Origin of the sequence: Spongiibacter sp. IMCC21906 (assembly GCF_001010805.1) — a bacterium.
Lineage (GTDB): Bacteria > Pseudomonadota > Gammaproteobacteria > Pseudomonadales > Spongiibacteraceae > Spongiibacter.
This window is the reverse complement of the sequence record NZ_CP011477.1, coordinates 229,013-253,555: the sequence shown is the minus strand read 5'-3', so window position 1 is coordinate 253,555 and position 24,543 is coordinate 229,013. Positions and strand designations below refer to the sequence as shown.

General features: G+C 49.2%; 25 protein-coding genes and 1 tRNA gene. 14 read left to right on the top strand and 12 right to left on the bottom strand.

The genetic code is table 11. The annotated features are described in order from the left end of the window. Window positions 1-33 precede the first annotated feature (33 nt). Both IMCC21906_RS01135 and argA read right to left on the bottom strand, forming a co-directional pair. Window positions 34-765 (bottom strand): 16S rRNA (uracil(1498)-N(3))-methyltransferase, encoded by a 732-nt coding sequence (locus IMCC21906_RS01135; RefSeq protein ID WP_047010627.1) that lies wholly within the window; start codon window positions 763-765, stop codon window positions 34-36. After that, complete coding sequence (gene argA, locus IMCC21906_RS01130) at window positions 765-2,072, bottom strand: amino-acid N-acetyltransferase (RefSeq protein WP_047010626.1); 1,308 nt, start codon at window positions 2,070-2,072, stop codon at window positions 765-767. Before argA ends, IMCC21906_RS01135 begins: the two co-directional genes overlap by 1 nt. 82 nt (window positions 2,073-2,154) lie before the next feature. Between argA and IMCC21906_RS01125 the strand changes: the two genes are divergently transcribed. Both IMCC21906_RS01125 and IMCC21906_RS01120 read left to right on the top strand, forming a co-directional pair. Further along, window positions 2,155-3,051 carry a hypothetical protein gene (locus IMCC21906_RS01125; RefSeq protein WP_156165957.1) on the top strand — a complete coding sequence of 299 codons (897 nt, stop codon included), beginning with the start codon at window positions 2,155-2,157 and terminating at the stop codon, window positions 3,049-3,051. Window positions 3,052-3,119: 68 nt separating this feature from the next. Next, window positions 3,120-3,836 carry a 2OG-Fe(II) oxygenase gene (locus tag IMCC21906_RS01120; RefSeq protein WP_156165956.1) on the top strand — a complete coding sequence of 239 codons (717 nt, stop codon included), beginning with the start codon at window positions 3,120-3,122 and terminating at the stop codon, window positions 3,834-3,836. A gap of 13 nt (window positions 3,837-3,849) precedes the next feature. Here IMCC21906_RS01120 and IMCC21906_RS01115 read toward each other — a convergent pair whose 3' ends face one another. Both IMCC21906_RS01115 and IMCC21906_RS01110 read right to left on the bottom strand, forming a co-directional pair. After that, complete coding sequence (locus tag IMCC21906_RS01115; RefSeq protein WP_047010624.1) at window positions 3,850-4,470, bottom strand: class I SAM-dependent methyltransferase; 621 nt, start codon at window positions 4,468-4,470, stop codon at window positions 3,850-3,852. A gap of 3 nt (window positions 4,471-4,473) precedes the next feature. Then, window positions 4,474-6,372: an ATP-binding cassette domain-containing protein gene (locus IMCC21906_RS01110; RefSeq protein WP_047010623.1), complete on the bottom strand. Its 1,899-nt coding sequence runs from the start codon at window positions 6,370-6,372 to the stop codon at window positions 4,474-4,476. Between the two features lie 30 nt (window positions 6,373-6,402). Between IMCC21906_RS01110 and IMCC21906_RS16140 the strand changes: the two genes are divergently transcribed. Continuing rightward, entirely contained in the window at window positions 6,403-6,903 is a 501-nt protein-coding gene (locus tag IMCC21906_RS16140; RefSeq protein WP_052763294.1) for a TIGR02444 family protein, read from the top strand. On the opposite strand, the gene IMCC21906_RS16135 is transcribed toward IMCC21906_RS16140, so the two are convergent. Next, the gene (locus IMCC21906_RS16135; protein ID WP_052763293.1) at window positions 6,893-7,681 is read right to left on the bottom strand and encodes a hypothetical protein; all 789 of its coding nucleotides are present in this window, start codon (window positions 7,679-7,681) and stop codon (window positions 6,893-6,895) included. The genes IMCC21906_RS16140 and IMCC21906_RS16135 overlap by 11 nt on opposite strands. Before the next feature lie 160 nt (window positions 7,682-7,841). Between IMCC21906_RS16135 and IMCC21906_RS01095 the strand changes: the two genes are divergently transcribed. Beyond that, complete coding sequence (locus IMCC21906_RS01095; RefSeq protein ID WP_047010622.1) at window positions 7,842-8,573, top strand: FKBP-type peptidyl-prolyl cis-trans isomerase; 732 nt, start codon at window positions 7,842-7,844, stop codon at window positions 8,571-8,573. 269 nt (window positions 8,574-8,842) lie between these two features. Here the strand turns inward: IMCC21906_RS01095 and IMCC21906_RS01090 are convergent, their stop codons facing one another. The 3 genes from IMCC21906_RS01090 to IMCC21906_RS16130 form a co-directional block, all read right to left on the bottom strand. Beyond that, window positions 8,843-9,781: a TIGR01777 family oxidoreductase gene (locus IMCC21906_RS01090; RefSeq protein ID WP_047010621.1), complete on the bottom strand. Its 939-nt coding sequence runs from the start codon at window positions 9,779-9,781 to the stop codon at window positions 8,843-8,845. Window positions 9,782-9,824: 43 nt separating this feature from the next. Beyond that, window positions 9,825-11,234: an SDR family NAD(P)-dependent oxidoreductase gene (locus IMCC21906_RS01085; protein ID WP_047010620.1), complete on the bottom strand. Its 1,410-nt coding sequence runs from the start codon at window positions 11,232-11,234 to the stop codon at window positions 9,825-9,827. Window positions 11,235-11,324: 90 nt separating this feature from the next. Next, window positions 11,325-12,008, bottom strand: a complete 684-nt coding sequence (locus IMCC21906_RS16130) for a TetR/AcrR family transcriptional regulator (RefSeq protein ID WP_082117296.1) — start codon at window positions 12,006-12,008, stop codon at window positions 11,325-11,327. 761 nt (window positions 12,009-12,769) lie between these two features. Between IMCC21906_RS16130 and IMCC21906_RS01075 the strand changes: the two genes are divergently transcribed. The 9 genes from IMCC21906_RS01075 to IMCC21906_RS01035 all read left to right on the top strand — a co-directional run bounded on the left by IMCC21906_RS01075 (window position 12,770) and on the right by IMCC21906_RS01035 (window position 21,078). Then, complete coding sequence (locus tag IMCC21906_RS01075) at window positions 12,770-15,151, top strand: TonB-dependent receptor (RefSeq protein WP_047010619.1); 2,382 nt, start codon at window positions 12,770-12,772, stop codon at window positions 15,149-15,151. 63 nt (window positions 15,152-15,214) lie between these two features. After that, window positions 15,215-15,940, top strand: a complete 726-nt coding sequence (locus tag IMCC21906_RS01070) for a hypothetical protein (protein WP_156165955.1) — start codon at window positions 15,215-15,217, stop codon at window positions 15,938-15,940. Window positions 15,941-16,137: 197 nt separating this feature from the next. After that, window positions 16,138-16,590 carry a hypothetical protein gene (locus IMCC21906_RS01065; protein WP_047010617.1) on the top strand — a complete coding sequence of 151 codons (453 nt, stop codon included), beginning with the start codon at window positions 16,138-16,140 and terminating at the stop codon, window positions 16,588-16,590. Further along, window positions 16,578-17,153, top strand: coding sequence for a hypothetical protein (locus IMCC21906_RS01060; protein ID WP_047010616.1), 576 nt, complete (start codon window positions 16,578-16,580; stop codon window positions 17,151-17,153). Before IMCC21906_RS01065 ends, IMCC21906_RS01060 begins: the two co-directional genes overlap by 13 nt. A gap of 144 nt (window positions 17,154-17,297) precedes the next feature. After that, the gene (locus tag IMCC21906_RS16125) at window positions 17,298-17,951 is read left to right on the top strand and encodes a TetR/AcrR family transcriptional regulator (protein WP_052763291.1); all 654 of its coding nucleotides are present in this window, start codon (window positions 17,298-17,300) and stop codon (window positions 17,949-17,951) included. Window positions 17,952-18,337: 386 nt separating this feature from the next. Continuing rightward, entirely contained in the window at window positions 18,338-19,105 is a 768-nt protein-coding gene (locus IMCC21906_RS01050) for a hypothetical protein (protein ID WP_156165954.1), read from the top strand. Between the two features lie 32 nt (window positions 19,106-19,137). Then, window positions 19,138-19,716 carry a cytochrome c oxidase subunit 3 gene (locus IMCC21906_RS01045; RefSeq protein WP_047010614.1) on the top strand — a complete coding sequence of 193 codons (579 nt, stop codon included), beginning with the start codon at window positions 19,138-19,140 and terminating at the stop codon, window positions 19,714-19,716. Between the two features lie 12 nt (window positions 19,717-19,728). Beyond that, complete coding sequence (locus tag IMCC21906_RS01040) at window positions 19,729-20,007, top strand: cytochrome C oxidase subunit IV family protein (protein ID WP_047010613.1); 279 nt, start codon at window positions 19,729-19,731, stop codon at window positions 20,005-20,007. 78 nt (window positions 20,008-20,085) lie between these two features. Further along, complete coding sequence (locus tag IMCC21906_RS01035) at window positions 20,086-21,078, top strand: HDOD domain-containing protein (RefSeq protein ID WP_047010612.1); 993 nt, start codon at window positions 20,086-20,088, stop codon at window positions 21,076-21,078. Between the two features lie 386 nt (window positions 21,079-21,464). Here IMCC21906_RS01035 and IMCC21906_RS16945 read toward each other — a convergent pair whose 3' ends face one another. From IMCC21906_RS16945 to IMCC21906_RS01005, 4 genes are all read right to left on the bottom strand, one after another. Next, window positions 21,465-21,638 carry a hypothetical protein gene (locus IMCC21906_RS16945; RefSeq protein ID WP_197085930.1) on the bottom strand — a complete coding sequence of 58 codons (174 nt, stop codon included), beginning with the start codon at window positions 21,636-21,638 and terminating at the stop codon, window positions 21,465-21,467. Between the two features lie 93 nt (window positions 21,639-21,731). Continuing rightward, on the bottom strand, window positions 21,732-21,905 hold the full coding sequence (locus IMCC21906_RS16765) for a hypothetical protein (RefSeq protein WP_156165953.1): 174 nt from the start codon (window positions 21,903-21,905) through the stop codon (window positions 21,732-21,734). 626 nt (window positions 21,906-22,531) lie between these two features. Continuing rightward, the gene (locus IMCC21906_RS01010) at window positions 22,532-22,738 is read right to left on the bottom strand and encodes a hypothetical protein (protein WP_047010607.1); all 207 of its coding nucleotides are present in this window, start codon (window positions 22,736-22,738) and stop codon (window positions 22,532-22,534) included. Between the two features lie 213 nt (window positions 22,739-22,951). After that, window positions 22,952-23,028: transfer RNA gene (locus IMCC21906_RS01005), tRNA-Arg, on the bottom strand. Between the two features lie 392 nt (window positions 23,029-23,420). Here IMCC21906_RS01005 and IMCC21906_RS01000 point away from each other — a divergent pair. Further along, window positions 23,421-24,464: an NAD(P)-dependent alcohol dehydrogenase gene (locus IMCC21906_RS01000; protein ID WP_047010606.1), complete on the top strand. Its 1,044-nt coding sequence runs from the start codon at window positions 23,421-23,423 to the stop codon at window positions 24,462-24,464. Window positions 24,465-24,543 lie beyond the last annotated feature (79 nt).

Below are 24,543 nucleotides of genomic sequence, written 5' to 3'. Positions count from 1 at the left end.
TCTTTTGAGTAATAAGCTTGGTTAAGAGCGAGCTTAGCCCATATCTCCCCAGCGAAATTGTAAAATACTGAGTGCGGCCAGCGGTGCGGTTTCGGTACGCAACACCCGCGGCCCCAGCTGTAGTGCTTCAAAGCCAGATTGTCTGCTGGCGATAATCTCCGCCTCGCTTAAACCGCCTTCTGGCCCAATGAGTAAGGCCGCAGAGGCTGGTGCTGCTCTTTCGGCAAGGCCTGTTTCGGCAATGGGGTAGAGCACAAGCTTTAAATCAGCGTTAAGTGTTTGTCGCCAGTTGTCCAGGGTTTGCAGTTCCGCGATGTCGACCAGACGGTTGCGTCCACACTGCTCACAGGCGCTGATCATAACTTGCTGCCAATGCTGCTGCTTTTTGTGCAGACGTTCGCCATTCAGCTTTACATCCACCCGCTCGGTAGTGAGGGGACTAATACGTTGAACCCCCAGCTCGGTGGCTTTTTGAATAACCCAATCTAAACGGTCGCCCTTAGAAATAGCGATGCCGAGCTCTAAGGGCAGTGTAGGTGATGGTTCGATTGGCGCAATGGGTGCGGATATTTTGCAGCTAATATTTTTCTTGCTAGCGGTGGTGATGACAGCGGGATACGCAAAGCCGTCGCCATTAAACAGCAACAGCTCCCGCCCGACTTTCATCCTTAGCACTTGCCCTAAATAATGGGCGGCACGGGGATCTAAGGCTAGCTCGGTTGCAGCGTCTAATGGGAGTGAAGTATAGATTCTCGGGATGCGCATTACAGAGTTTTGATAAACGCTTTTGAGTTACGCTGAAAATTATACAGCTGCTTTTTAGCCGGGGGCAGTTCGTCGACAGTGCATTGCTGGTAGCCCTGTTCTTGAAACCAGTGAGCGGTTTGGGTGGTTAAAATAAATACACTGTTTAGCCCTGTTTGCTTGGCATCTCGCTCGAGTTGTTCCAGTAGTCTTTCTGCCCGGTCTGCGCCGCGATAGTCGGGGTGAGTGGCTACGCAGGCAATTTCGCCAGTGGCTTGCTCGGGGTAGGGGTAGAGCGCCGCGCAGGCGATCACCATGCCGTCTCGGACTAAAATTTTGAAATGGTCTATTTCATTTTCGAGCAATTCTCGGGAGCGCTTTAGCAATACGCCCTTTGCCTCTAACGGTTCAATAATGCCAAGAATGCCAACAACGTCATCGATATCGGCGGTGCACATTTGCTCGTAGTGCTCTTGAGTGACCAGCGTGCCAGAACCATCTCGGGTGTAGAGTTCCCGAAGCAAAGCACCATCGGCGCTGTAAGACACAATATGGCAGCGTTGAATACCTAAATCACCGGCGTCCACCACTGCTTGCACAATATTGTCTCTGCTTAATTCGCTGCTTTGATCAACCAGCTCATCTACGTCCCGGTATTCACATTGCCGTAGCAGTGCACCGTCGGCGGTGTGTAAACCGTCGCTCTCGGTAAATAAAATAAGTTTGTCGGCTTTTAGAGCAACAGCGGTATGCACAGCGACATCTTCTGAGGCTAAATTGAAAATTTCGCCAGTGGGGGAATAGCCCAGTGGCGACAAAATCACAATGTGTTGGTTATTTAATTGCTGTTGCAGTGCGGCGGCGTCAATCCGCCGGACCATGCCGGTATGCTTAAAATCGACACCGTCCACCACACCGATGGGCCGGGCAGTGACATAATTGCCCGAACACACCCGGATGGCGGCGCCGTGCATGGGTGAGTTGGCGACCCCCATAGATAGCAGGGCTTCGATATTGGCGCGTAATGACCCGGCAGCCGCGGTGACGCAACCGAGTTCTGCCTCGCCCGTGACCCGCAGATCATTGTGATACTGACTGTTCAAGCCGGCGTTGCTTACCCGTTCTTCAATTTGGGGTCTGGCACCATGAACCAATACCATGCGTACGCCGAGGCTGTTTAGTAGCGCAATGTCGTGCACAATATTGGCAAAATTGGGGTGTGCCACGGCTTCGCCACCAAACATCAATACAAAGGTCTTGCCGCGGTGGGCATTGATGTAGGGTGCGGAATTGCGAAACCATTTTACGTAGTCGGTTTGTTCTGACATGGCCGGTGCCGGGATTGCCGTGAATGAACGCCTATTTTGTGTGCAATGTCATAGGCTTACAAGGCATTTTTACGGAGAAAATGTGGACCATCCAGAGTGGGGGCAAATGAGTGACGCCAATGGCCATGAATCGGAGGAGCGATGGCGAGCTGAGCTACTGGCCAAGCTGGATGGCCATTTCAGTGCTGCCCGCACTCGCGTAGATATTGCTTATCGTCAACATTTTGCGTCATTGCGTGCGGTGCTGGCTCGGCATTGGCAACACCGTCGGGATGTGCCCGCAGATTTATTGGCGATGCCCCGGGGGGTTTGGCATGCCCTGAAGCGGGGGCGGCACCCTGTTTCTCGTCCACTGACCGGCAAAGAGCAGGCGGTGGCCGATATTATGGCCAATGAGGTCTTGGACTTGCCGGGCTTGCAGCAATTGCTTTTAGCGCAATTGAGGCGACATCCCGATTATCATCGCCAAGATTTTGAAGAATTAAAAAGTTTGCTGGCCCCCTATGATAGCGAGCAGGCTGCCCAGCGTTTACAGCAGGCGGTTGCCCAGTGGGGGCAACGCCATGACAGCAGTCGTGAGCTGTTGCTGTTCCTCGGCTTGGGGTTATTGGGACGAGGTTTGAGCGACAAGATTTTGTTTGGCAGCGCCTCTATTCTTGGGGTGTTAGCGGCCAGTAGTGTGTATATCAGTCAGCAAAGCGTGTTGTCGGCTATGTGGGCTAGTTGGTTTGGTGTGCCTGGCTGGGTGGCGGTAAGTGGTGCTGTTGGCGGCTTGGCGGTGGTAGTGGCGGCGACGCCATTGCTGTCCCCCTTTATTGAATACGGCTTTAATCGTTATGGAACAAGGCGGCGATTATTGGCAATGATAGACGGAGTGCATCAGGAGTTACGTGCGCCGGTGAGTGAACGGCTGCTGCAATTTGGCGGTTATTTGCAGTTTATTCCCGATATTATTCAATTGCTAAAACACCTTAAATAAACACTGTGCTAGCTGTTTTGATCGCTAACCCCGTGTCCTTCGTGTGTTGCTAAAATTAAGCAGAAATAATGGGTGACAGTGCCGTGAGTCTGGGTGTTAATACGCCTTTCTTTGAGGGCTGCCAGCTGATGTCCGCCGAACTGCTTGAATTTCCCAATCTGCGCGACGCGCTGTTCGACGATATTGCCGAGGCATTAACCCTGCGCGGTTATGCAGTGGTGCCCGCAGCTTTGCCGCCAGCCTTGACGGATAGGCTCTTTATACGGGTGACGCAGCTGGACGATACGCATTTTCGTCCTGCAGGAGTCGGGCGGCAAAGCGATTTTGCGGTGAACCCTTTTGTACGCAGTGATGAAATTCGCTGGCTGAACGAGGGCGATCATGCGGAGGCGGATTATCTGCATTGGATGGAAGGCTTGCGAGAGGGCATTAATCGTCGTTTGTTTATGGGGCTGTTTGATTACGAGGCCCATTTTGCCCGTTATTTTCCCGGTGCTTTTTATAAAAAACATGTCGATGCTTTTAAGGGCCGCAGCAATCGGGTGCTGTCGACGGTGTTTTATTTAAACCCCGGTTGGCTAAGCAGTGATGGTGGTCAGTTGGTGATTTACGGTGATGACGGTGCCGAAGCCAGTCGGGTGATTCCGTTAATTGGCAGTTTGGTGGTGTTTTTAAGCGACCGGGTGCCCCATGAGGTGTTGGCGGCAAACCGCAGTCGCTACAGTATTGCGGGTTGGTTTCGGGTCAATGCCAGCGTTAATCACCAGCTTGATCCGCCGCGCTAAGCGCGTGCGGTCTTTAGCAGCGCCGCAGTATTCCCAGGCTATCGACTTTTTCCACTTCTTCAAATAAGCCCGATGCTAACGCCAGTCGGTAAATAGCGATGGGGGCCTGGCCACCTTCGTCCGGGTTGGCAAAAAGATCGTGTATGGCGAGTATACCGCCGCGTTGAATATGACCAGCCCAGCAGCGGTAATCATTGACTGCTGCGTCTAGGCTGTGACCTCCGTCAATAAATACCATGCCCAGCGGTGTCTGCCAAAATCTAGCACTTTGTGTGGAGCTGGCGACAATGGGGACGACCCAATTCGTTAGCCCTGCCCGCGCTAAGTTGTGACGAAATTCTCCGAAGCTGTCGAGTTGCTGCTGAGCCAGGTCAAAAAGATCAGGGTCATGAAACATTTCACCCTGTTGATGCTCTTCAGACCCCCGGTGATGATCCACGGCATAAACCAGGTTGTCTTGTGCCTGGCAGGCTGCGGCGAGGTAGATTGTGGATTTGCCACAGTAGCTGCCGACTTCCAGTATGGGGCCGAGGTGGCTGCTGCTGAGGGCATAGTGATAAAGGGCGTTGCCTTCGGTACGGGAAAGAAAGCCCTTAACCGCGTCAATATTAAGGTTATCGAGAAGAATACTCATGGCTTAGAGGCTGGCTTCCAGGGTGTCCAGCTGTTCTTGTAATTCGAGCCACCGCGCCTCTACATCGTTGTTCTCATGTGTGAGTTGCTGTTGCTTGCCTAGCAAGGTTTTGAGCTGCTCCTTGTTTTCTGCGTCGTAGAGACTCGCGTCGGAAAGCTGCTCTTCAATACCGTTTAATGCGGTGGCCAGTTTTTCCATTTGGTTTTCGAGCTGCTTGATTTGCTTGGTCACCGGCGCCAGTTGTTGGCGACGTTGAGCCGCTTGTTGCCGCGCCTGCTTTTTGTCGACCATGGGTTCTGTGCTATTGCCGTTGTCGCTACCCGGTTCGGCGGGGTTGGACTTATCCCGGCTGAGCAGCCATTGGCGGTAGTCGTCCAGGCTGCCTTCGTAGGCTTCGGCGATCCCATTGTCTACCAGCAGGAGTTCGTCGACGGTATTGCGAATTAAGTGACGATCGTGAGAAATCACCACAATCGCGCCTTCAAAGTTTTGTAGCGCGCTGGTCAAGGCCTGGCACATTTCCAAGTCGAGGTGGTTAGTGGGCTCGTCCAGTAGTAAGAGATTGGGTCGCTGCCATACGATTAAGGCCAAGGCCAGTCGCGCTTTTTCGCCGCCGGAAAAATGCTCGCAGCTTTCTTCGGCACGTTTGCCATGAAAATTAAAGCCGCCAATATAATTGCGAATATCTTGTTCCCGCGCGTCTGGTCGCAAGCGCTGCAACTGGAGCATGGGGCTGGCCTTGAGGTCCAATGACTCCAGTTGGTGCTGATGAAAATAACCGGCGTAAAAATGCTCCCCCTGTTGGCGCTGCCCCGCGATTAAGGGCACGGCGCCTGCCAGGGCTTTCATCAATGTTGATTTACCGGCACCGTTGGCCCCCAATAAACCCACCCGGCTGCCGGGATGCAGGCTGAGGTTAATATTGCGCAATATTGCCGTATCACCATAGCCCAGGTCGGCCTGGGACAGGGTGAGTAGCGGATCGGAAAACTGTTTGGGGCTCAGAAACTGAAACTTAAAGGGCGAGTCAACGTGGGCCGGGGCAATCTCAGCCATTTTTTCTAAGGCTTTCAGGCGGCTCTGGGCCTGTTTGGCTTTGCTGGCCTGTGCCCGGAAGCGACGTACAAAGTCTTCCATATGGGCGCGTACAGCTTGTTGTTTTTCAAAGGCTTGCTGTTGCTGAGCCAAGCGTTCGCCGCGTTGGCGCTCAAAGGCCGTGTAGTTGCCACGATATCGGGTCAGGGTGTGCTGTTCCAGATGAACCACAAAATCACAGCAGGCATCGATAAAATCCCGGTCATGGGAGATTAACAACAAGGTGCCTTCATAGCGCCGCAGCCACTGCTCCAGCCACAGGCTGGCGTCCAAGTCTAAGTGGTTGGTGGGTTCGTCTAGCAATAACAGCTCTGAGGGACACATCAATGCTTGGGCAAGATTTAAACGAATACGCCAGCCACCAGAAAAGCTGTTCACGGGGTGTTGGAGTTCTGACTGTTTAAAACCGAGCCCTTGCAGCAAGCGCTCGGCGTCGCTGGGAATTTGATAGGCTTTGATCAAATCCAGTTCGGCGTGGTATTCAGCCAGCTGTTTGTCGTTGTTGCAGTCGGCAATGGCTGTTTCTAACTCACGAAAACGGCGGTGACCGTCCATGACGTAATCCACCGCGGGACGATCGCTGCTGTCCAGCTCCTGCTTCATCTCGGAGATTTGCCAGTGGCTGGGAATGCTGCAATCCCCCTGGTCTTGATGCAGTGCCCCGGTAAGCAACAGGAATAGACTGGATTTGCCGCTGCCGTTGGCGCCTACCAGCGCCATATGCTCGCCGGGATTAATGCGCAGGCTGGCCTCTTCTAGCAAGGGCTTGCCACCGCGTTGTAAGCTGAGTTCTTGGAGTTCAATCATAGGGCGGGATTATAGCGTGGGAGCGGGGGTGTGAAAGAAGGCTTTAGTAAAGAAAATCTCACGGATGCGCTGTGGCGCTATGCTTTGGCGCGTTATGGCCAGCCTGAAGTTGCAGAATTATGTTTGGCTTTGCAAACGCAATTTGGCCAGGACGTAAATATGTTACTGGCGGCAGGTTTTAGCGACCTCAAGGGGATGGTGTGGTCCACAGCGACGGTGGCGCGGCTTCGCAAGGCCTGTGCTGAGCTGCGGCAGAGCTATATTTTACCCATGCGGGCTATGCGAGTCGCGGCTAAAGCTCAGGCTCCCGATAGAGCATATCAAGCGCTAAAGGACGCGGAGTTGGCGCTTGAACAGTGGCAGCTGTCGATATTGGCTGAGAAATTGTCAGAGGAATATGCGTCATTGCTGAAGGCTGACGTTAGCAATGACATGAAACAGCACAATTCAAATATTCTGTTGTGCGCGATTTCGGCTGAGGCAGCTGAACGTGATCAATTGTTGGCCTTGGTGGCCGCGCTTAATCTTTAAAGTCATCGAATAAACTGACCAATCGGTCTTCTGCTTTATCGGGATGGCTGGGGATGTCGCTCATGGGCAATTTGCTACGACGAGGTCTGGGTTTGACTGCGTCGATAGCTGGGCTGGCTTTTTTGCTGCTTATTGCTGTCTCAGGGTCCGCTTTTTTTGGCGGGGCCTTTTCTACTGGGGCTTTTTGTTCGGGAGGGGCAGGCTTTGTTGCTGTTGCTTTTACAGGGGTAGTCGTTTTTTGGTTTGGGCTGTTCTCTGGCTCGCTCGCCGCTTTGGTTTTTGGGGCTGGCGCTTTATCCGTCGAGGTTTTTTTGGCCGGTGTTGCCGATTTTTTTGCGGTATTTTTTTGTACTTTGCTTGTGGCCGCTGTTTTCGAGGCGGATGGTTTTTGTCGCTTTATTGAGCGCTCTGCGTCTTGAATTGCTTTGAGAACGGCTTTTTCTCGGCGAATTTCTAAGCGTAACTCAATTCCTTCGCTACGTAGCTGGGCCAATTCGCCCTGGTATTGCTCAAATTGGCTATTGGCCTTGTCAAATGCGGCTTGGGCGCGCTTTTGCACCCCGGCTCGGGCGCCCGTGGCAGCATTCAGTTTTTGCTTGGTGCTGTTGACTGCCTCGCGACTTTTGTCGACCTTTGCTTTCAAGCTTTCTGTTTTCTTTTCAATAGCTTGGAGTTGGGCATCCAGTGTTGCTACGTGCTTATCCCGGAGTGAATCCAGCTTGGATTGCAGTTGTTTTAGCTCTGCAAGGGGATCGCTCTTTTTATTATTGCGAATCATGCTCTTAGACCTTGAGATAATGTGTAATAACATCGTTTTGCATTATACAAACTTGTTTACCAGAATCTATGACCCGGTGTCTATGGGGGAACGCTTATGGCAGACTGTGGTCCTTTATATTCAGTGGCACTATCGAATCTTACCGATATTAGGGAGTTACATGAAAAAATCATTGTTTTGTGTCGCGATGGCGACAGGGCTATTGGTCGGCTGTGGCGAGGGTGCCGAACCAACATTGGACTCAGAAATCTCCAAAGTGAGTTATGGCATTGGTGCAAATATAGGCTCTCGTTTTGGCGATGACCTGCCGTTGGACGTGGACGCGTTTAGTTCTGGTGTAAAAGACGCTATGGCCGGCGGTGAGCTGAAGATGACCGACGAAGAAATTATGAGCACCCTGCAAGCCTATCAGCAGAAGCAAATGGCTGAGCGTCAAGCGGAAGCCAAAGCGTTGGGTTCAGAGAATAAAGCTAAAGCGGAGGCCTTCTTTGCCAAAAATGCCGCTGAAGAAGGCGTTGTTACCACCGAATCTGGTTTGCAGTACAAGGTTTTGGCCGAGGGTGAGGGCGAGAAGCCTACTGCGGAAGACAAGGTTGAGGTGCACTATCGCGGTACGCTGCTAGATGGCTCTGTTTTTGATAGCTCTTATGAGCGTGGTCAAACGGTTAGCTTTCCTGTGAAGGGGGTGATCCCGGGTTGGACTGAGGCACTGCAGCTGATGTCTGAAGGTGCTAAATATAAATTGTTCATCCCTTCTGAGCTGGCTTATGGCGCAGGTGGTGCTGGTGAAATGATTGGCCCTAACGCTGCGCTAGTGTTTGAAGTTGAGTTGATTGACATTGTTGACCCAGAGGCTGACGCAGACGCAGAGAAAGAAGCCGCTGCTGAGTAAGCCTGAAAGGAAAATACGAAGCATAAAACTCCCGGCACTGTTGGCGCTGGGAGTTTTATTGAAGGTAATGCAATATATTTCAAAGTGATCGCCTGATCAGGCCGATCAAGCGGTGCAAGACGTCCTTGTCGCACCTACGTCATCCCTGACGCTTGTAAGTGTAGTGCTTTGCTTAAAAAGCAACAGCCGAGATTTGCCTTGCCTGTTGTGAGAGATCAGCGCTTTGATTCTTGAGATGCTTGGCTCCAGCAGGCGTAATCCAATTAGTGTTAACAGGCCCTAAGTGCCTTGGCCATGGCGCGATCCAGTTCTGGATAGCGAAATTTAAAGCCGCTTGCCAACAAGGCTGTGGGTAATACCCGCTGGGAAGCCAGCAGTAAGCTACGCATTTCACCAAACAGAAGCGTTGAAGCAGCATTGGGAATGCTGAGTAACATGGGGCGCTCCAAGGTGTCTGCCAAACATAAGCTGAACTCACGATTGCTGACAGGCTGTGGTGAAACGAGATTAAATGGCCCATTCAGTTCGGGGTGAGTTATTAAATGCATGATTGCGCGAATGACGTCATCGCGACTGATCCACGATTGCCAATGCTGACCGTTGCCAAATTGAGCGCCTAAACCTAGCGCAAAGGGTAAGCGCATTGAGGCTAGCGCGCCGCCATCTTCGGTGGGTCCCAGTACTATGCCCAATCTTATAATGACTCTGCGGTAACTCTCGCTTACTGGAACGCTCTGTTCCCAGTCATGGCAAAGCTCTGCGGCAAAGTCGTTGCCAGGAGGAGTGCTTTCGTCGAGGACAGTGTCGCCTCCATCACCGTAATAACCAATGGCAGAGCCGCTGATAACGAGCTCCAGCTTGTCGCGCCAGTGTGACTCTGCTGCGGCTGTCAAACGAGAAGTGATTTGTAAGCGACTGTTTCTTAATGTTTTTTTGCGTCGTTTGGTCCAGCGTTTAGCTGCGATATTGGCACCGGCAAGGTTGATCAAAATGCGTGGCGTGATTTGATCTAAATGGTTATACGAACACATAACAGAGCGCTTTTTGTCGAGCTTGTGTAGGACGCGACGCGCGCGGGCAGGATCGCGGCTTAATGCAATAATGCCATAGCCTTGCTGTTGCAGGGCAATGCAGAGTGCTCGACCAATAAAGCCGGTAGCCCCAGAAATGGCAACCCAGTTGTCTATATCGTGATTGAGTTCATCCATGATGGCTAAATTCTTTCGACTCCATTAGAGAAAGGTCCTTTTGTTAGTTGTTCTTGCGATAGTGCGAGAGGATGTTGTCGATCCAGTGCGCTAAGCGTTGCTGATCTGCGCTGTTGACTGCGGTACCGGGTAAAATATCGCTGATTTGTGGGCGTCTGTCGAACCAAAATTGTCCGCTTGCCGTTGAATTTAAAGCTGGGTTGCTAGCTAGCCAAATCATGGTGTCCGCACCCATGCGGGCGTCGCGTAACTGGTTTTGCATTCTTTTTTGAAAACCGGGTAGTGACTTGGCTACACCGGGGGTTGCAGCCCAGCCTGGGTGCATGGCAAAGAGGTGAAACTCTCGAGTTTTGCTAAGGAGCTCGGTCATTGTCAGTAATGCGCGCTTGGCACTGGCGTAGGCCTTTGTGCCGCTGAAGGGGCGATTAGAAAACTGTATATCATTAACATCCAGCCCCTGAAGGTAAAGTCCGCCAGACACTACATTAATCACCCGGCTTTTGGATGTCAGCCTTGTTTGTAGTAAGTCGATAAGTAGTAGCGGCGACAGTAAATTAACGGCTATTGTGTGTTCTAGCCCGTCACGGTTCTCCTGACGCTCAGGGAGTATTGCACCAGCGTTGTTAATCACGACATCAATGTGGTGATGCCGCTCTGCAATATACTCAGCGGCCTTGGCGGTTTCTTGGAGTTCGCTAAAGTCTGCGTGAAAAATGGTGATGCTGCTGGGGCTGCCACCCGAAAATGCACAGATTTTTTGTTTGGCAGAATGGAGTTTTTCCTGATCTCTGCCCAGCAGAACCAGAGTTGCGCCTAATCGTGAGAGTTCGCAGGCGGCGGCCAATCCCAGGCCGGCCGTAGGGCCGGTAATGAGCACGACTTTGCCATCCATGCGGTGTGAATGGGCTTTGTTGGGCATGTTGAGGTAGCCGCGTTTACCAAAGCTCAGTGCTTTTGGGGCAATCAGTCTATCGCTTAATCGCTCGGTAAATGTTCTTGGTGTTGGTGGGTTGTTGTTACATAGCGCATGATATAGCCCCGTCGCAGCCTGCTTGCCGACCCGCTTGAGTATTGGTTTGATAGCAAGCTTTGTTACAGCCGAAAGTGAAAGCAACTTCAGTTCTGCTCGGTAGTGAATGGCGGTACAGCTTGGCCCTAGTGCGTCAAAGCGCAAGCTATCCAGCGCGCTTATGTCCTCGCCCAAGCCTTGTAAGATGATTTCACTATTTTCTCGGGTACTTTGCTGGACGTAGCGCATTGCTGCACGTTGGCCTAAAGGCAGTTTTAAGGTGAGTACGTATTCGGTGCCGTTTTGAGCTGCGCCTGGGGTACGCTTTTCTGCTCGATACACGCCCGGGTCCCACTGTTCTATGGTGGAAAAATCGCGTAAGTATTCAAAACAGTCTTCGAGTTGGCGGTTGACGACAATACGCTCTTCTAATACTTGCTTCATCACACACCCATGTACCTGATTTGAATGTATTACGTGTAAGTTTGTTGGGGTGGATCAGTGGCATCGGGGTGGTGAGTGGCTAAGGTTTCTTTAGGAGATAAGCGTATTAAGCTTGTTGATTAGGTGTTTAATTTCAGCGTTTTTGTTTGATTCTTGGGGATGAATGCCATTAAAGAGTAGTGCGGTTAAGAGCTCGGCCACTTTTAAACTGTTTTCTTCTGCTGCCTCAGGATTGCTCAGAAAGTCCCAAAGGTAGTGCTCGGTGGTGCCAAACACGATATTTCTGAGCAGGTCTGGGGGGAGCGTTTTCGAAATCTCGCCAGCTGCTTGGCCTTCTTTCACGATATTAATCACGCTGCTGGTATAGAGGCGGTTGAATTGATGCATCTTGTCCGAGAGCTTTAGCTGCGCGCCTCTGGATTCATTCAAAATAACCGAGCACAGGTAGGCGTTATTTTTGAGAAAGGTCATATGGCTGAGAATGGCGTAGCGCAGTTTATCTTGGCTACCATGAATGGCTTTGAGGCCACCCTCCATAGATGCCTGTGTTTCAGCGTAGAAGTTTTCGATAACTCTTACGATAAGAGTACGTTTGTTGTGAAAGTAATGGAGTACGGTCCCTTCTACGACGCCGACACTGTCGGCAATTTCGGATATCGTAGCCGCTTCATAGCCCTTTTTCTCAAATATCCCGCGTGCCGCGTCAATAATCTGCTTTTCTCGGAACTGCCGCGAATGACGAACCCGAGGGCTATTTTTTGTTGTTGAACTCAAAGTGGTGGCCTTATTGTTTGAGCCAAAAGGCGTGGAATCAGGCTCGAGTACTTTTAGATAGCGTGTGTATTTGAGCGTTGCGGGTACTGCCCGCTGGGCTTGCTAACGAAGTGCCGCTGAGACATTTGGGTAGGGCTTTGCGGGTTTTCGTTTTTTTCATTACTTATTTTATAGCGTAGAAACTAGCGCATTATTGAGCGAAACTCAACAGCGAGTTCTCTTCCTTGCTGTGTCGCTAGGTGGCGAGATAAAGACTTCAATTGAGGTCATAAAGCTGAATGTACTTTGGATTAAAAAAGCGGGATGCGGCATTTTTACGCAATTTAGGCTAATCTAACTAAATGGGCGTGGTTTTTTGTTGGGGGCATACTCGGCGGCGATAAAAACTAGAACTGCGTCACACTTTTTTGCTGGCGGCTTTGGTATTGAAGTAATGGTCAATAAACTAGTTGACAAGAATTTCAATATGAGTACTATGCAATGCTATAAAAAATATCAATAGTGAATGGGGTGTAGGTATGTATAAGGGAAGATTCATTTGTCGATCTTTATTTCAGCAGGTTCTCCTGCGAGGCTAGTGGCGTTTCCCTTGTGGGTGTAGTGAGGGTTTCACAATAAAAACAGTAATGTAGCTGTTAGGTTCTATGGTTTGGGGTGGATCGGTCTCGCCTTAATTTGGGTTTTTACCTCTATGGAATATGTTGGGTGGGTGTCCGCCTGCATTAGCAGTTGCCTTGCTTAGTCAATGTATTGGAGGAGAAATGGTTATTCGTAACCGGAATGTGCTGGCGGCTGTAACAGCTTCCGCAGTCTTAGCATTACCTTTGGCGACTTTCGCCCAAGAGGGTGCTGTAGAAGAGAAAAAACCTCGTCGGGTTTCTCGAGCACTAGAAGAAGTGGTCGTGACGGCTCAGAAACGTGAAGAAAATGCTAACGATGTACCAATTTCTATTCAGGCATTTAGCCCTGAGCAGCTTGCGGCCTTTGGTGTTGAGTCGACTACTGACTTGATGAAGGTGACCCCAGGTTTGGATATGGGTACTCAGGCTGGCGACTTTACCAGTGTGTTTATGCGCGGTATCGGTTCTGAAGCGTGGTTGACGTCAGACCCCAGTGTTGCAACTTACATCGATGGTGTTTACTACCCATTTGCTCCTTCAGTGGCGCAAGATCTTAAAGGTGTTGAGCGGCTTGAGGTGTTGAAAGGGCCTCAAGGTACCTTGTTTGGTCGTAACGCTGTAGGCGGCGCGATTAACGTTATTCTTAAAAAACCTGATTTTGAAGATACTTGGACTGAAGTATCTGTTTCTGCTAGTCAGGCAGAAGATCGCAATAAGTATGAAGTGGGTATGTTTGTAAACGTGCCACTGACTGATACTGTGGCAATGAACTTTGCCGGTAGCGTGGGTCAAGATGACAAGGTTTTTTCTGACTCTAGTACCATTGCGGGTAGCGAAGTTCCGGCAGATAAAATATTTGCGGGTCGCGCTATGTTGCGTTGGCAACCTAATGACATGTTTGACACTCGCCTGACAATACAGGGTGCTAAGCGTGACGGTACTTCAACTTTGGCGGCTAACATCGACCCCACACCTTTAGGTACGGTGATAGGTATTGACGGAGATAAAGGCCGCAATTACGAGGTTGACCCCGATCTGCCAATTTTTGGCCATCTGCAGTCGTTTGTTATCTCCAGTCAGTCTGAGTTGTATTTGCCCTATATGGATGTAAAGTTTCTGGCGAGTCAACAGGCTCACAGCAACCCTTACAACTATGACTATGATGGCACGTCATTTCCTAGTGCGTCTTTCATCGTACAACGTCATGATGCCGATATTGATGAAGCTGAGATTCAGTTTTTATCTAATGACGGTACGCCGTTCTCGGATTGGCTGACGTTGACGGGGGGTGCCTTCTACTTTAAGAAAGAGCAAGGCTTTGACCCTGTAGAGCTCACCGTGGGTGGCGCAGACTTGACCAACCTTAGCGCAGCCTTGGGTAACCCCGGCGGCCTGCTTGGGGATCTGCTAGGCGCTCTCACTCCGGTACTTGGTGAGGTCCTGGATGGCGTTAAAGTCCCGGTTTACGCCCTGTCTAACATCGGCATGGTTGAAGGTGAGTCGTGGTCGGTGTTTATGCAAGCTACCGCGCAGGTCACTGAATGGATGGCGGTGACGCTGGGGGGTCGTTATCAGGATGAGTATGTTGGTGTCGCAGAATCCGGAACCACTGCGCGGATATTAAATGGCGAAGAAATCCCGCTGTTTGACTGGCAACAGGCGCGGGATGAAAACAACGAGCCTTACCCTCTGGGTGACCGCACCAAAGCGTTCACCCCTAAGGTTGCAGTTGACTTTACGCCGTTTGAAGATGGCACGCTGATATACGCGTCATATCAAGAGGCGATTAAAGCGCACTCGTACAACGCATTTGCGTTTTATTTGAACCCGGCTTATGTACCTGCTGAAGAAACAACCGCATATGAAGTGGGTATCAAAACTCGTCTCTTTAACGATACGGTTCAGTTGAACTTGGCGGCCTTCCGCTACGAACTTGAAAACCTTCAATCTCAGTCTATCTCCTTGACCAACGGTGGTGCATTGTCACTGGATAGCGCAGGTAACTCTGAGTCTAACGGTTGGGAATTTGACATTAAAGCAGATGTCTTCCCCAGTATCTTTGAAGGCAGCCTGATCGCGACGATCAATGGCACCTTCCTGGATGCGGAATATACCGAATACATTGACGGTGCCGGTCACGATCCTGTAACAGGTATCTTTACTCCGAACAATGACTTTACGGGTAATACTGTAACGCGTACGCCTGAGTTCAGTGGTTCTGCGTCATTATCAAACACGTGGTTTATTCCTGGTGGCCCGCTAGAAGCAACAGTGAGTTATTACTATAACGACGGCTTCTTTTATGCAGCAACCAACGATCCACGCTTCTCTCAGCCAAAATATGATCTTTGGGGTGCGCATTTGAGCTACTTCCTTGAAGAATCCAACTTGCGTGTGACATTGTCAGGCCAGAACTTGGCGGATGAGTTCTACACTGCAGGTATGCTGAAGTTGGACTTTGGTGCGCTTGGTTCATTGGGCGCGAGACGTTCATTGGGTCTGGCGGTCGATTACGAATTTTGAGTGTGAGTTATGCGGACTTCTTTAATTCAAACTCCAAAAATAACAGCACTAGAGGTGATCTCTGTGAAGAATTTAGTTAAGAAAATTATGATGCCGGTAGCGGGTTCTATGCTGCTAATGGCAAACCCATCTTTCGCCCAGTATGGCGGCGAGGGTGGAGGTGGTGCGCCTGGTGGCGGCGCTTCCTCCGGTGGCTCAACGGGGTCTACAGAGTTTGTAAGCTATGTAGATGTTCTGTTTTTGACACAGTTCAACCAAGATGATGACGTTCAGACGGTCTCTGAGCCCGGTGGCCTTTTGGGTGGCGGCAGCAGCACGACCTTCGATCCAGTGCTGGATAGGGCGCATGGTATTAGCGTGCTGGCGGGTTTCCGGCGCAAGGGTTGGTACGGCTTTGAGCTTGGTTTCTCTTATGCCAAAGATGGCGAGGACGCTGATGTGCAGAAGCAGGGTATCGATTTTAATACGCTTTTGTACCCCTTTAATGACTCTAATTTGTACTTCAAAATCGCGATGGGTGCCACACGGTACGTAGAGTATCCCTTAACCCAAACGCCAGATGCATTTGAAGACTCGGATGATGACTTTATCACTGTTAACTACGGCGGTGGCGTGGGTTATGTGTTGCCATTGCAGCTAGGCGAAACAGAATTTGGTATTCGTGCAGAAGCTGTTTATTTGATAAAGGATCGTTTTCTTGAGAGAGAAAATGATTTTGAAGCAGACATTAACGCTCCGGGTCAGTTTGAAGAAGTGCAATTTAATGTGGGTATCAGGTTTCCACTATAAAGCCTGAGCGGGCTTATGGGAGTAGTTGTTGGGCGGCGAGTTAAGATGACTTCGCTGCCTGATGGAGCCGAGCATCCCTAAGCAATTGGTCAAATTTGTGACGTAGGTTTGATTACAAAATTGACGAGACGAGATATAACGACGTACATTAGTGGTGTGGCTAGCGCCGTTATTACGTAAATAATGAGGTTATCAAAATGGCAGTAAAATTTAAGAAAGCTAAATCTGCTCTTTATGGCGTTGCTTGTGCAACGGCATTGATGTCTGGTCCTGCATCTGCGCAAATTCCAGTGGTTGGAAGCTTGTTGAGTGGTGGTCTGTCTGGTGGTGGCCTGCCTATTGTGGGAGATTTACTGGGCGGTGGTCTGTCTGGTGGCGGCCTGCCTATTGTGGGAGATTTACTGGGCGGTGGTCTGTCTGGTGGCGGCCTGCCTATTGTGGGAGATTTACTGGGCGGTGGTCTGTCTGGTGGCGGCCTGCCTATTGTGGGAGATTTACTGGGCGGTGGTCTGTCTGGTGGCGGCCTGCCTATTGTGGGAGATTTACTGGGCGGTGGTTTGTCTGGTGGCGGCCTGCCTATTGTGGGAGATTTACTGGGCGGTGGTCTGTGGCGCTGCTATTGTGGAGATTACTGGCGGTGTTGCTGTTAGACCTGCTGTCTGGCGGTGGTATACCGCTGCTTTCTGGTGGCTTACCGCTGAACATTCTTTCCTTGGAATCGTTGTCCGATAATTTGTTGGGCGCGATACCGCTGGTTGGGGGTACTGGTCTGGGTGGCTTAGACGGCCTGGACGCCTTGTCTTTGGATGGGATTGGCTCCTTAGTATCGGCAACTGATGTGCTGGGTCTTGAGTTGCCGCCTGTTGCAACTGGCCTGCTAACAGGTGGGCTGGATACGGTTCTTGACTTAGGCCTGGATATTGTGAGCAATGTTCTTGGCGGAGGTGGAATCGCTGCAATTCCTTTGGTCGGTGTTGATCTGAGTAACTTTTTAACTCCTGAGGGCTTAGTGTCAGGCTTGGAAGATTTGGTGATGAACTATACTCTACCTATTGGCCTTCCTGTGGTTGGTCGAAATCCTGTACAGGTGTTAGGTCCCGTGGTTTTTTCTGCTCTAGCTACCCAAGGGCTTGATTTGGGTACGGGTGCAGTTCCGACAATTGGTGAGATTTTAAGTGGTGATGTGGGTGGGCTTTCTTTTCTTGGTATGTGAATGTAATTCACTCTGAGTTAAAGGAGGCTTAAAGGTGGGCATTTATGCCCACCTTTTTTATTTAAGCATTGATACCGCAGGTTACGTTGTGATGTACCTATTGTAACGAGTTCTGTAAACTTCTTAATTTATAGAAGGACCCAAATGGAGTTGTCAGCAGTGCTTGATAATAGCGACCTACAAGAGAAATCAGATGGGAAGCCGCGCGCAAAACGAATGTCTGCAGAGGCGCGGCATCACCAGATTTTGATGTGCGCCATTGATGTTTTTGCCGATACCGGGTTAATCAATGCCAAGCATACTGATGTTGCTACTCGAGCTAAAGTTTCTATCCCCACAGTGTTCCATTATTTCCCGACGCTTGAAGAACTTCAGGCAGCGGTTCTGCAAGAAATTCACCACCACTTCATGGAAAGTTTAATAGGTAAAGTACTTTATCAAAACTTGCCCGCGTATGAAAAAATTGAAAGGTTGCTTGTTTCTTTTGGCGAAGCAATGGAAGGTCGCGATAAAGCTTATGTGACGGTGTGGTTAGAGTGGAGTGGTTTTACCCGCGGATTTACGTGGGAGCTTTATCAAAACTTTTATCGTGATGCTACGTCGGCAATTCGTAAGATGTTATTGCAGGGTCGTAAGGATGATTCTATTTCATCAACAATTAATGCGGTAGACGCCTCTCGGGTTATTATGGGGATGGCCCACACTATTGCGCATATGCGCTATTCTGGAAGCTCGCAGAAAGTTATTCAGAAAACAGTACACTCTTTGGTGTTAAGTTATATTGCGCCTAACAGGTAGAAATCCTTTCTTAAAATTTCGTTATGAGTGTCGCTCTAGCGATCGCTAAGTGTTCTTAATTTTTTTGTTCTGTGTTTTCCTGCCAATTATTTGCAAGTGGGTTGTCCACCCTCTTGCAATCCTCTTTGCAAATATTTATTGACTGAATTAACAACAGGTAGTTGACTGGATTGTCAATAAAGGGTACTTTTATAATCCGAGTGGAAAGAAATTGAATTATTTGCCGTCACTAGGTTTAGAACGGATATAAAAATAATTGTTGCTTACAAAATCGAAACAGATTTCTGATTGCCGCCTTAACTGATAACTCGCACCATGACTTTCATAAAGAAAGCTGCGTTTTAAAAGCAAAGCTGGTAGTTATTGATACCTTAAAGGACAGTAATATGGATAGTAAGTCACTCCCGAGACAATATGGCATGTGGAAGCTGATGACTTGGACTGGGCCGTTGTTCTTTATCGGTTTTTTTGTCATGTGGGGCTTATTGGCGCTTAATTTCCCTCCGATGTCTCCAAATGTTCCCGCGGAAGGGATGTGGCAGCATTATAAAGACAACCAAATGGCAATTATGATTGGGATGTCTGTTTGTATCGTGTTGGGTTCCTGTTATATGACTTTCGGGTCTGCAGTCTCTCGGGTAATGCGCCGCATTGAAGATGGCGAAGAGGGGATGTTGTCTAACCTGGAAATGCTGGGTGCAACAATTACCTGCTGTCCAATTATTGTTGCTTGTGGCCTATGGCTGACGGGCTCAATTTTGGTTGACTCCCTTGCGCCAGAAACAATTCGCATGCTGTACATTGGCGCTTGGATGATTATCGACTTGGCTTATATGGTGACCAGCTGGCAAATTATCGCGTGTTCCGTTTGCTTTATGCGTGACAAGCGCGAGAAAAAGCTGGTACCAAACTATGTGAGCTGGTGGGGTTTTGTAACGGTTGCGTCTTTCTTTCCAGTTAGTTTGATTCCGTTCTTCAAGACAGGCCCGTTTGCCTTTGATGGCTTGTTTAATTTTTGGGTCGCTTTTCCGACCTGGTATATCTGGATTGTGTTAATGTCCTTCTTTATCATCAAGGCTGTTTATCGCTTAGAGGCAGAGGAAAAGGCAGGCGATAGGGTATCGAACATGAGTTCATCGGCAGCGACTGCTTAATATTTTACGGGTAAGGGCGGTTAGGTTGTTGAATGGATACAGTGGTGGAAAATAAAGAACGGCGCATTCCCGGAGTAGAAGGTATTTGGGTGTTTGTTGGCGCTGATATGTTCTTTTTTTCCGTGTTGTTTGTCTCATTTATGATGGAGCGGGGTAAAGCTCTAGCGGTATTTGAGTCTTCACGGCAACTGTTGAATCAAGATATAGGCGGTATCAATACCTTGATTCTTCTTACCAGTTCTTGGTTTGTCGTGTTGGGAATGCGAGCCGCCAAACAGGGCAAATTTAAGAAGGTTCATGGCTATTTATTTTGGGGTATTTTGTGCGGTTTGGCTTTTGTTGCCTCAAAGGCATTTGAGTATCAAGGCAAATTAAGCTCGGGTTATACGCCCATCAGCAATGACTTTTTTATGTTTTATTATGCCCTCACAGGCTTGCATTTATTGCATGTGATTGCTGGCACTATTGTGTTATTTATTTTTTATCGACGAGCCAAGGCTGGTTTAATTGGTGGCGAGGGTATCAATAATCTAGAGGCGGGAACGATTTATTGGCATATGGTAGACCTGCTTTGGATTATGTTGTTTCCTCTGTTGTATTTGTTGAGGTAGGTAGCTAAGAGTATGTCGACGAGAATTTATGGCGGCAGCGCGACAATTGTTTGGCTTCTGCTGATGGTAGCGAGTATCGCCACCACATGGTTGCTATCTAAAGACAGCTTTACCGCTGAGGCCGCTGCGGTGGGGAGTATTGCTATCGCGGCGTTCAAGATACGATTGGTTTTGGTTCATTTTATGGATTTGAAAGAGGCGCCGACATTGCTTAGAATGGTGTTTGAAGCGTGGACGGCGGCAATAACCCTCGCAGTGATAGGTTTGTATTTAATGCCCTTGCAGGGCTGATTGATAGCAATAAGCTGGCGCTAGCAGGTTTAATATTCCACCCTTGCGGCCATATCTGAAGATTAATGATCTTTTGGTATGTTGCCGCTTTTTTTGTTTTTGGCTTCCGCATTAGCAACGTGGGCTGCGGTAAGTACTTATTGTGGCTCCTGCGCAGGATTGGGATGCTATAAAGTCACCATTTATAGCATTTGTGGCTTTATGATTGCTGGGAGCACTGAAGTATTAGCCAGATCTAAATCGCGTCTTCTGGCCCAAGTGTCGGAAAGGCTGCGCAATGGCAGTATTGAATTACCCAGCCTGCCTGATGTTGCCATTGAAGTTAGAGTTGCTGTGGCCAACCCTGATCTTGAAATTAACGATCTTGTTCGCTTAATTCAACAAGATCCAGGGCTTTCAGCTTATTTAATGAAAGTCAGTTTGAGTGCGGTTTATAGTCGTGGCAATAAAATTACCGGTCTACAGTCGGCCATTAATCGCTTGGGCTTGAACTTGGCGCGTGACTTAACGATGAGTTATGCGCTTAAAACGCTGTTTTCCATTAATGATCCTGCCATTAAACGAGAAATGCGAGAGTGCTGGCAGCGAAGCGTTCATACTGCGGCATTAAGTTATGTTCTGGCTAAACACTGCGGCTTTGATCCTGAGCGGGCAATGTTAGCGGGTTTGCTGCAAGACATCGGTGCGCTTCCTTTGCTTAGTAATTTAAAAGCCTTTCCTGAGCTGCTGAATTCTGCAACAGGTTTGAAACAATTGATTCACGAGTTCACGGGTAAAATTGGCAGTTTAGTTTTACACAAATGGGCTTTTGATAGTGACCTTATTGCTACTACCCTGTATCGAGAGAATTGGCTGCATGACAGTCAATCTTCAAAGACGCTAGTAGACCTTGTGTTGATAGCCCGTTTTCATACTTACCTGAATACCTCTCAACACAGGCATCTTCCAAAGTTGCACGATTTACCCGCGTTTCATAAATTAGGGCTGGGCAGTACTGCGCCATCGGTAGGTGTAGAATTTCTGCTACAGGCAAGGCGCGAGGTGGATGAGTTACGAAGTTTATTCCAATAATAAAGTGAGCGTCTTTAGCGTACGTTTTTGAAGTGTCAAGCGCTGCTCTTGAAGGCGCTTTAAGTAGTGGATGAGTGTTACCCCTCAGTAGGGGGACGAATCGCTGGTGGCAGGAATATAAATAGATGGACGGTGTGATTAACAGAGTGAGATGAGTGCCATCCCCCGAGCCATAACGGCTTTAAGCCGTTATGGCTCGGGGGTAGAGGAATGTTGAGTATAGGCATTACCAGCGCACGCTTGTGAAATACTGCGGCGATTCGTACATACCAGACGCACATATTTGTCGTCATCCCGGACGCCATCAGGCGATCCGGGATCCAGCATCGGAGCAAGGTATTTACTATGGCGGAAATTTATTGCACCGAGGTTGACTGGATACCGGCTTAAAGCCGGTATGACGAAGTGATTAAGGAATATTGAATATAGGCGTTACCAACGCCCATTTGTGGATTACAGCGGCGATTCTCAATGATTAAAATCACATATACGTCACCAGCGCGCACTTGCGGAATACAGCAGACGATTCCTAAATACCAGACGCACATATACGTCGTCATCCCGGACGCCATCAGGCGATCCGGGATCCAGCATCGGAGCAAGGTATTTACTAAGGCAGAGGTGTATTGCACCGAGGCTGACTGGATACCGGCTTAAAGCCGGTATGACGAAGTGATTAAGGAATATTGAATATAGGCGTTACCAACGCCCATTTGTGGAATACAGCGGCGATTCTCAATGATTAAAATCACATATACGTCACCAGCGCGCACTTGCGGAATACAGCAGACGATTCGTAAATACCAGACGCACATATTTGTCGTCATCCCGGACGCCAACAGGCGATCCGGGATCCAGCTTCGGAGTAAGATATTTACTAAGGCAGAGGTGTATTGCACCGAGGCTGACTGGATACCGGCTTAAAGCCGGTATGACCAAGTGATTAAGGAATATTGGATATAGGCGTTACCAACGCCCATTTGTGGAATACAGCGGCGATTCTCAATGATTAAAATCACATATACGTCACCAGCGCGCACTTGCGGAATACAGCAGACGATTCCTAAATACCAGACGCACATATACGTCGTCATCCCGGACGCCATCAGGCGATCCGGGATCCAGCATCGGAGCAAGGTATTTACTAAGGCAGAGGTGTATTGCACCGAGGTTGACTGGATACCGGCTTAAAGCCGGTATGACGAAGTGATTAAGGAATATTGGATATAGGCGTTACCAATGCCCATTTGTGGAATACAGCGGCGATTCTCAATGATTAAAATCACATATACGTCACCAACGCGCGCTTGTGGAATACTGCGGCGATTCGTAAATACCAGACGCACATATTTGTCGTCATCCCGGACGCCATCAGGCGATCCGGGATCCAGCATCGAAGCAAGGTATTTACTAAGGCAGAGGTGTATTGCACCGAGGCTGACTGGATACCGGCTTAAAGCCGGTATGACGAAGTGATTAAGGAATATTGAATATAGGCGTTACCAACGCCCATTTGTGGAATACAGCGGCGATTCTCAATGATTAAAATCACATATACGTCACCAGCGCGCACTTGCGGAATACGCAGACGATTCGTAAATACCAGACGCACATATTTGTCGTCATCCCGGACGCCATCAGGCGATCCGGGATCCAGCATCGGAGCAAGGTATTTACTACGACGGAAATTTATTGCACCGAGGTTGCCTGGATACCGGCTTAAAGCTGGTATGACGAGAGATGAGTGCCAGTTCCTGTTTATGGGGGTAGAGCTGCGTGATGAGTGTTACCCCTCAGTAAGGGGGACGCATCGCTGGTGGCAGGAATATAAATAGATGGAAAGAGGAATGGCCGATGGTTTAAAACCAATAAATGGCCCGCCCGAGAGGATTCGAACCTCTGACCTCTGCCTCCGGAGGGCAGCGCTCTATCCAGCTGAGCTACGGGCGGAAAACGCATATTTTGCGAAGCGCGACACTATAACAGAGCGCGCTTTCCGCCTCAATCAACCCTGCCGATTTGCTTGCGAATAATTTATCACGATTGGTTTGGGGGCAGACCGTGATCACAAATGCCTATTTTTGTATTCCCAGTTAACTGTATTCCCGATTAACTTGATTTGAGTGTGTCTTCATAAGCACATTCTTAGGACTTGGTCTGTTCCTCGTTTCAAACTAAGCGATATTGGGGGAGGTTTTTTGCTGGCTATAGCGCCCCCAGCACCGGATTGATAGCAAAATGGTGGAATGAATAGAGCTACTGACTGACAAACTGTATGGATAACAGAACTACGGTAATTTTGATTGCCCCCGTATTGTCGATTAATACAGAGGAACATTGCGATGAAAGTTTCAGGATATGCTGCCCGATCCTCTAGTGAGCCATTGGCACCATTTAGTTTTGAGCGTCGTACGCCACGAGCCAACGACGTGTCTATAGATATTTTATATTGTGGTGTTTGCCACAGTGACTTGCATCATGCACGTAACGATTGGGGGTCGACACTTTACCCTTGCGTACCCGGCCATGAAATTGTTGGTCGTGTGAGCGCGGTTGGCTCGGATGTTCGCCGTTTTAACATTGGCGATTCGGTTGCTGTGGGCTGCATGGTGGATAGCTGTCAGGTATGTGACCAATGCCACCAAGGGAATGAGCAGTACTGTCGGCAAGGCAATACGATGACTTACGGTGGCCGGGATAGGGTGGACGGTAGCCAAACGTTCGGTGGCTACGCTAAGCACATTGTAGTTCGTGAAGAATTTGTTTTACAGGTGCCAAAAAACTTGGATTTGGCCAGAGTGGCGCCGTTGGTTTGTGCAGGGATAACGGCCTATTCACCTTTGCGGGAGTGGGGCATTGGACCGGGCAGTCGTGTTGCCGTTATCGGTATGGGTGGGCTGGGTCATATGGGTATTAAACTAGCGGTTGGCTTAGGTGCGCATGTCACTGTTATCAGTCGTTCTAGAGATAAAGAGTCTGATGCCTTGGAGTTAGGAGCCGATGCGTTTTTAGTATCTGGCGATGATAAGAGTATGGTCAAGAAGCGGTCTAGTTTTGATTTCATATTAGATACCGTCCCTGTTAAGCATGATGTAAATATTTATACCCCGCTGTTAGATATTGACGCTACTTTGGTGATGGTGGGGCAGCTTGGTCCACTGTCGGAGCCCTCTACATTGCCTATGATTTTTGGTCGACGTCGTATTGCCGGCTCTCTTATTGGTGGTATTGAACAAACTCAGGAATTGCTCGATTTTTGTGGTCGTATGAATATTCTGCCGGAAACTGAAGCCATTTGTATGGAAGACATAAATACCGCATATGAGCGTATGGAAGCCTCGGATGTGCGTTATCGCTTCGTGGTTGATATGGGTGTATTCTCATAAACGCTATGACCAAACTCTCAATCTTCGACTTAAATCACTGCAAATCAAGCTTAGGTTTTGCCGCAATACGGCTAAATTG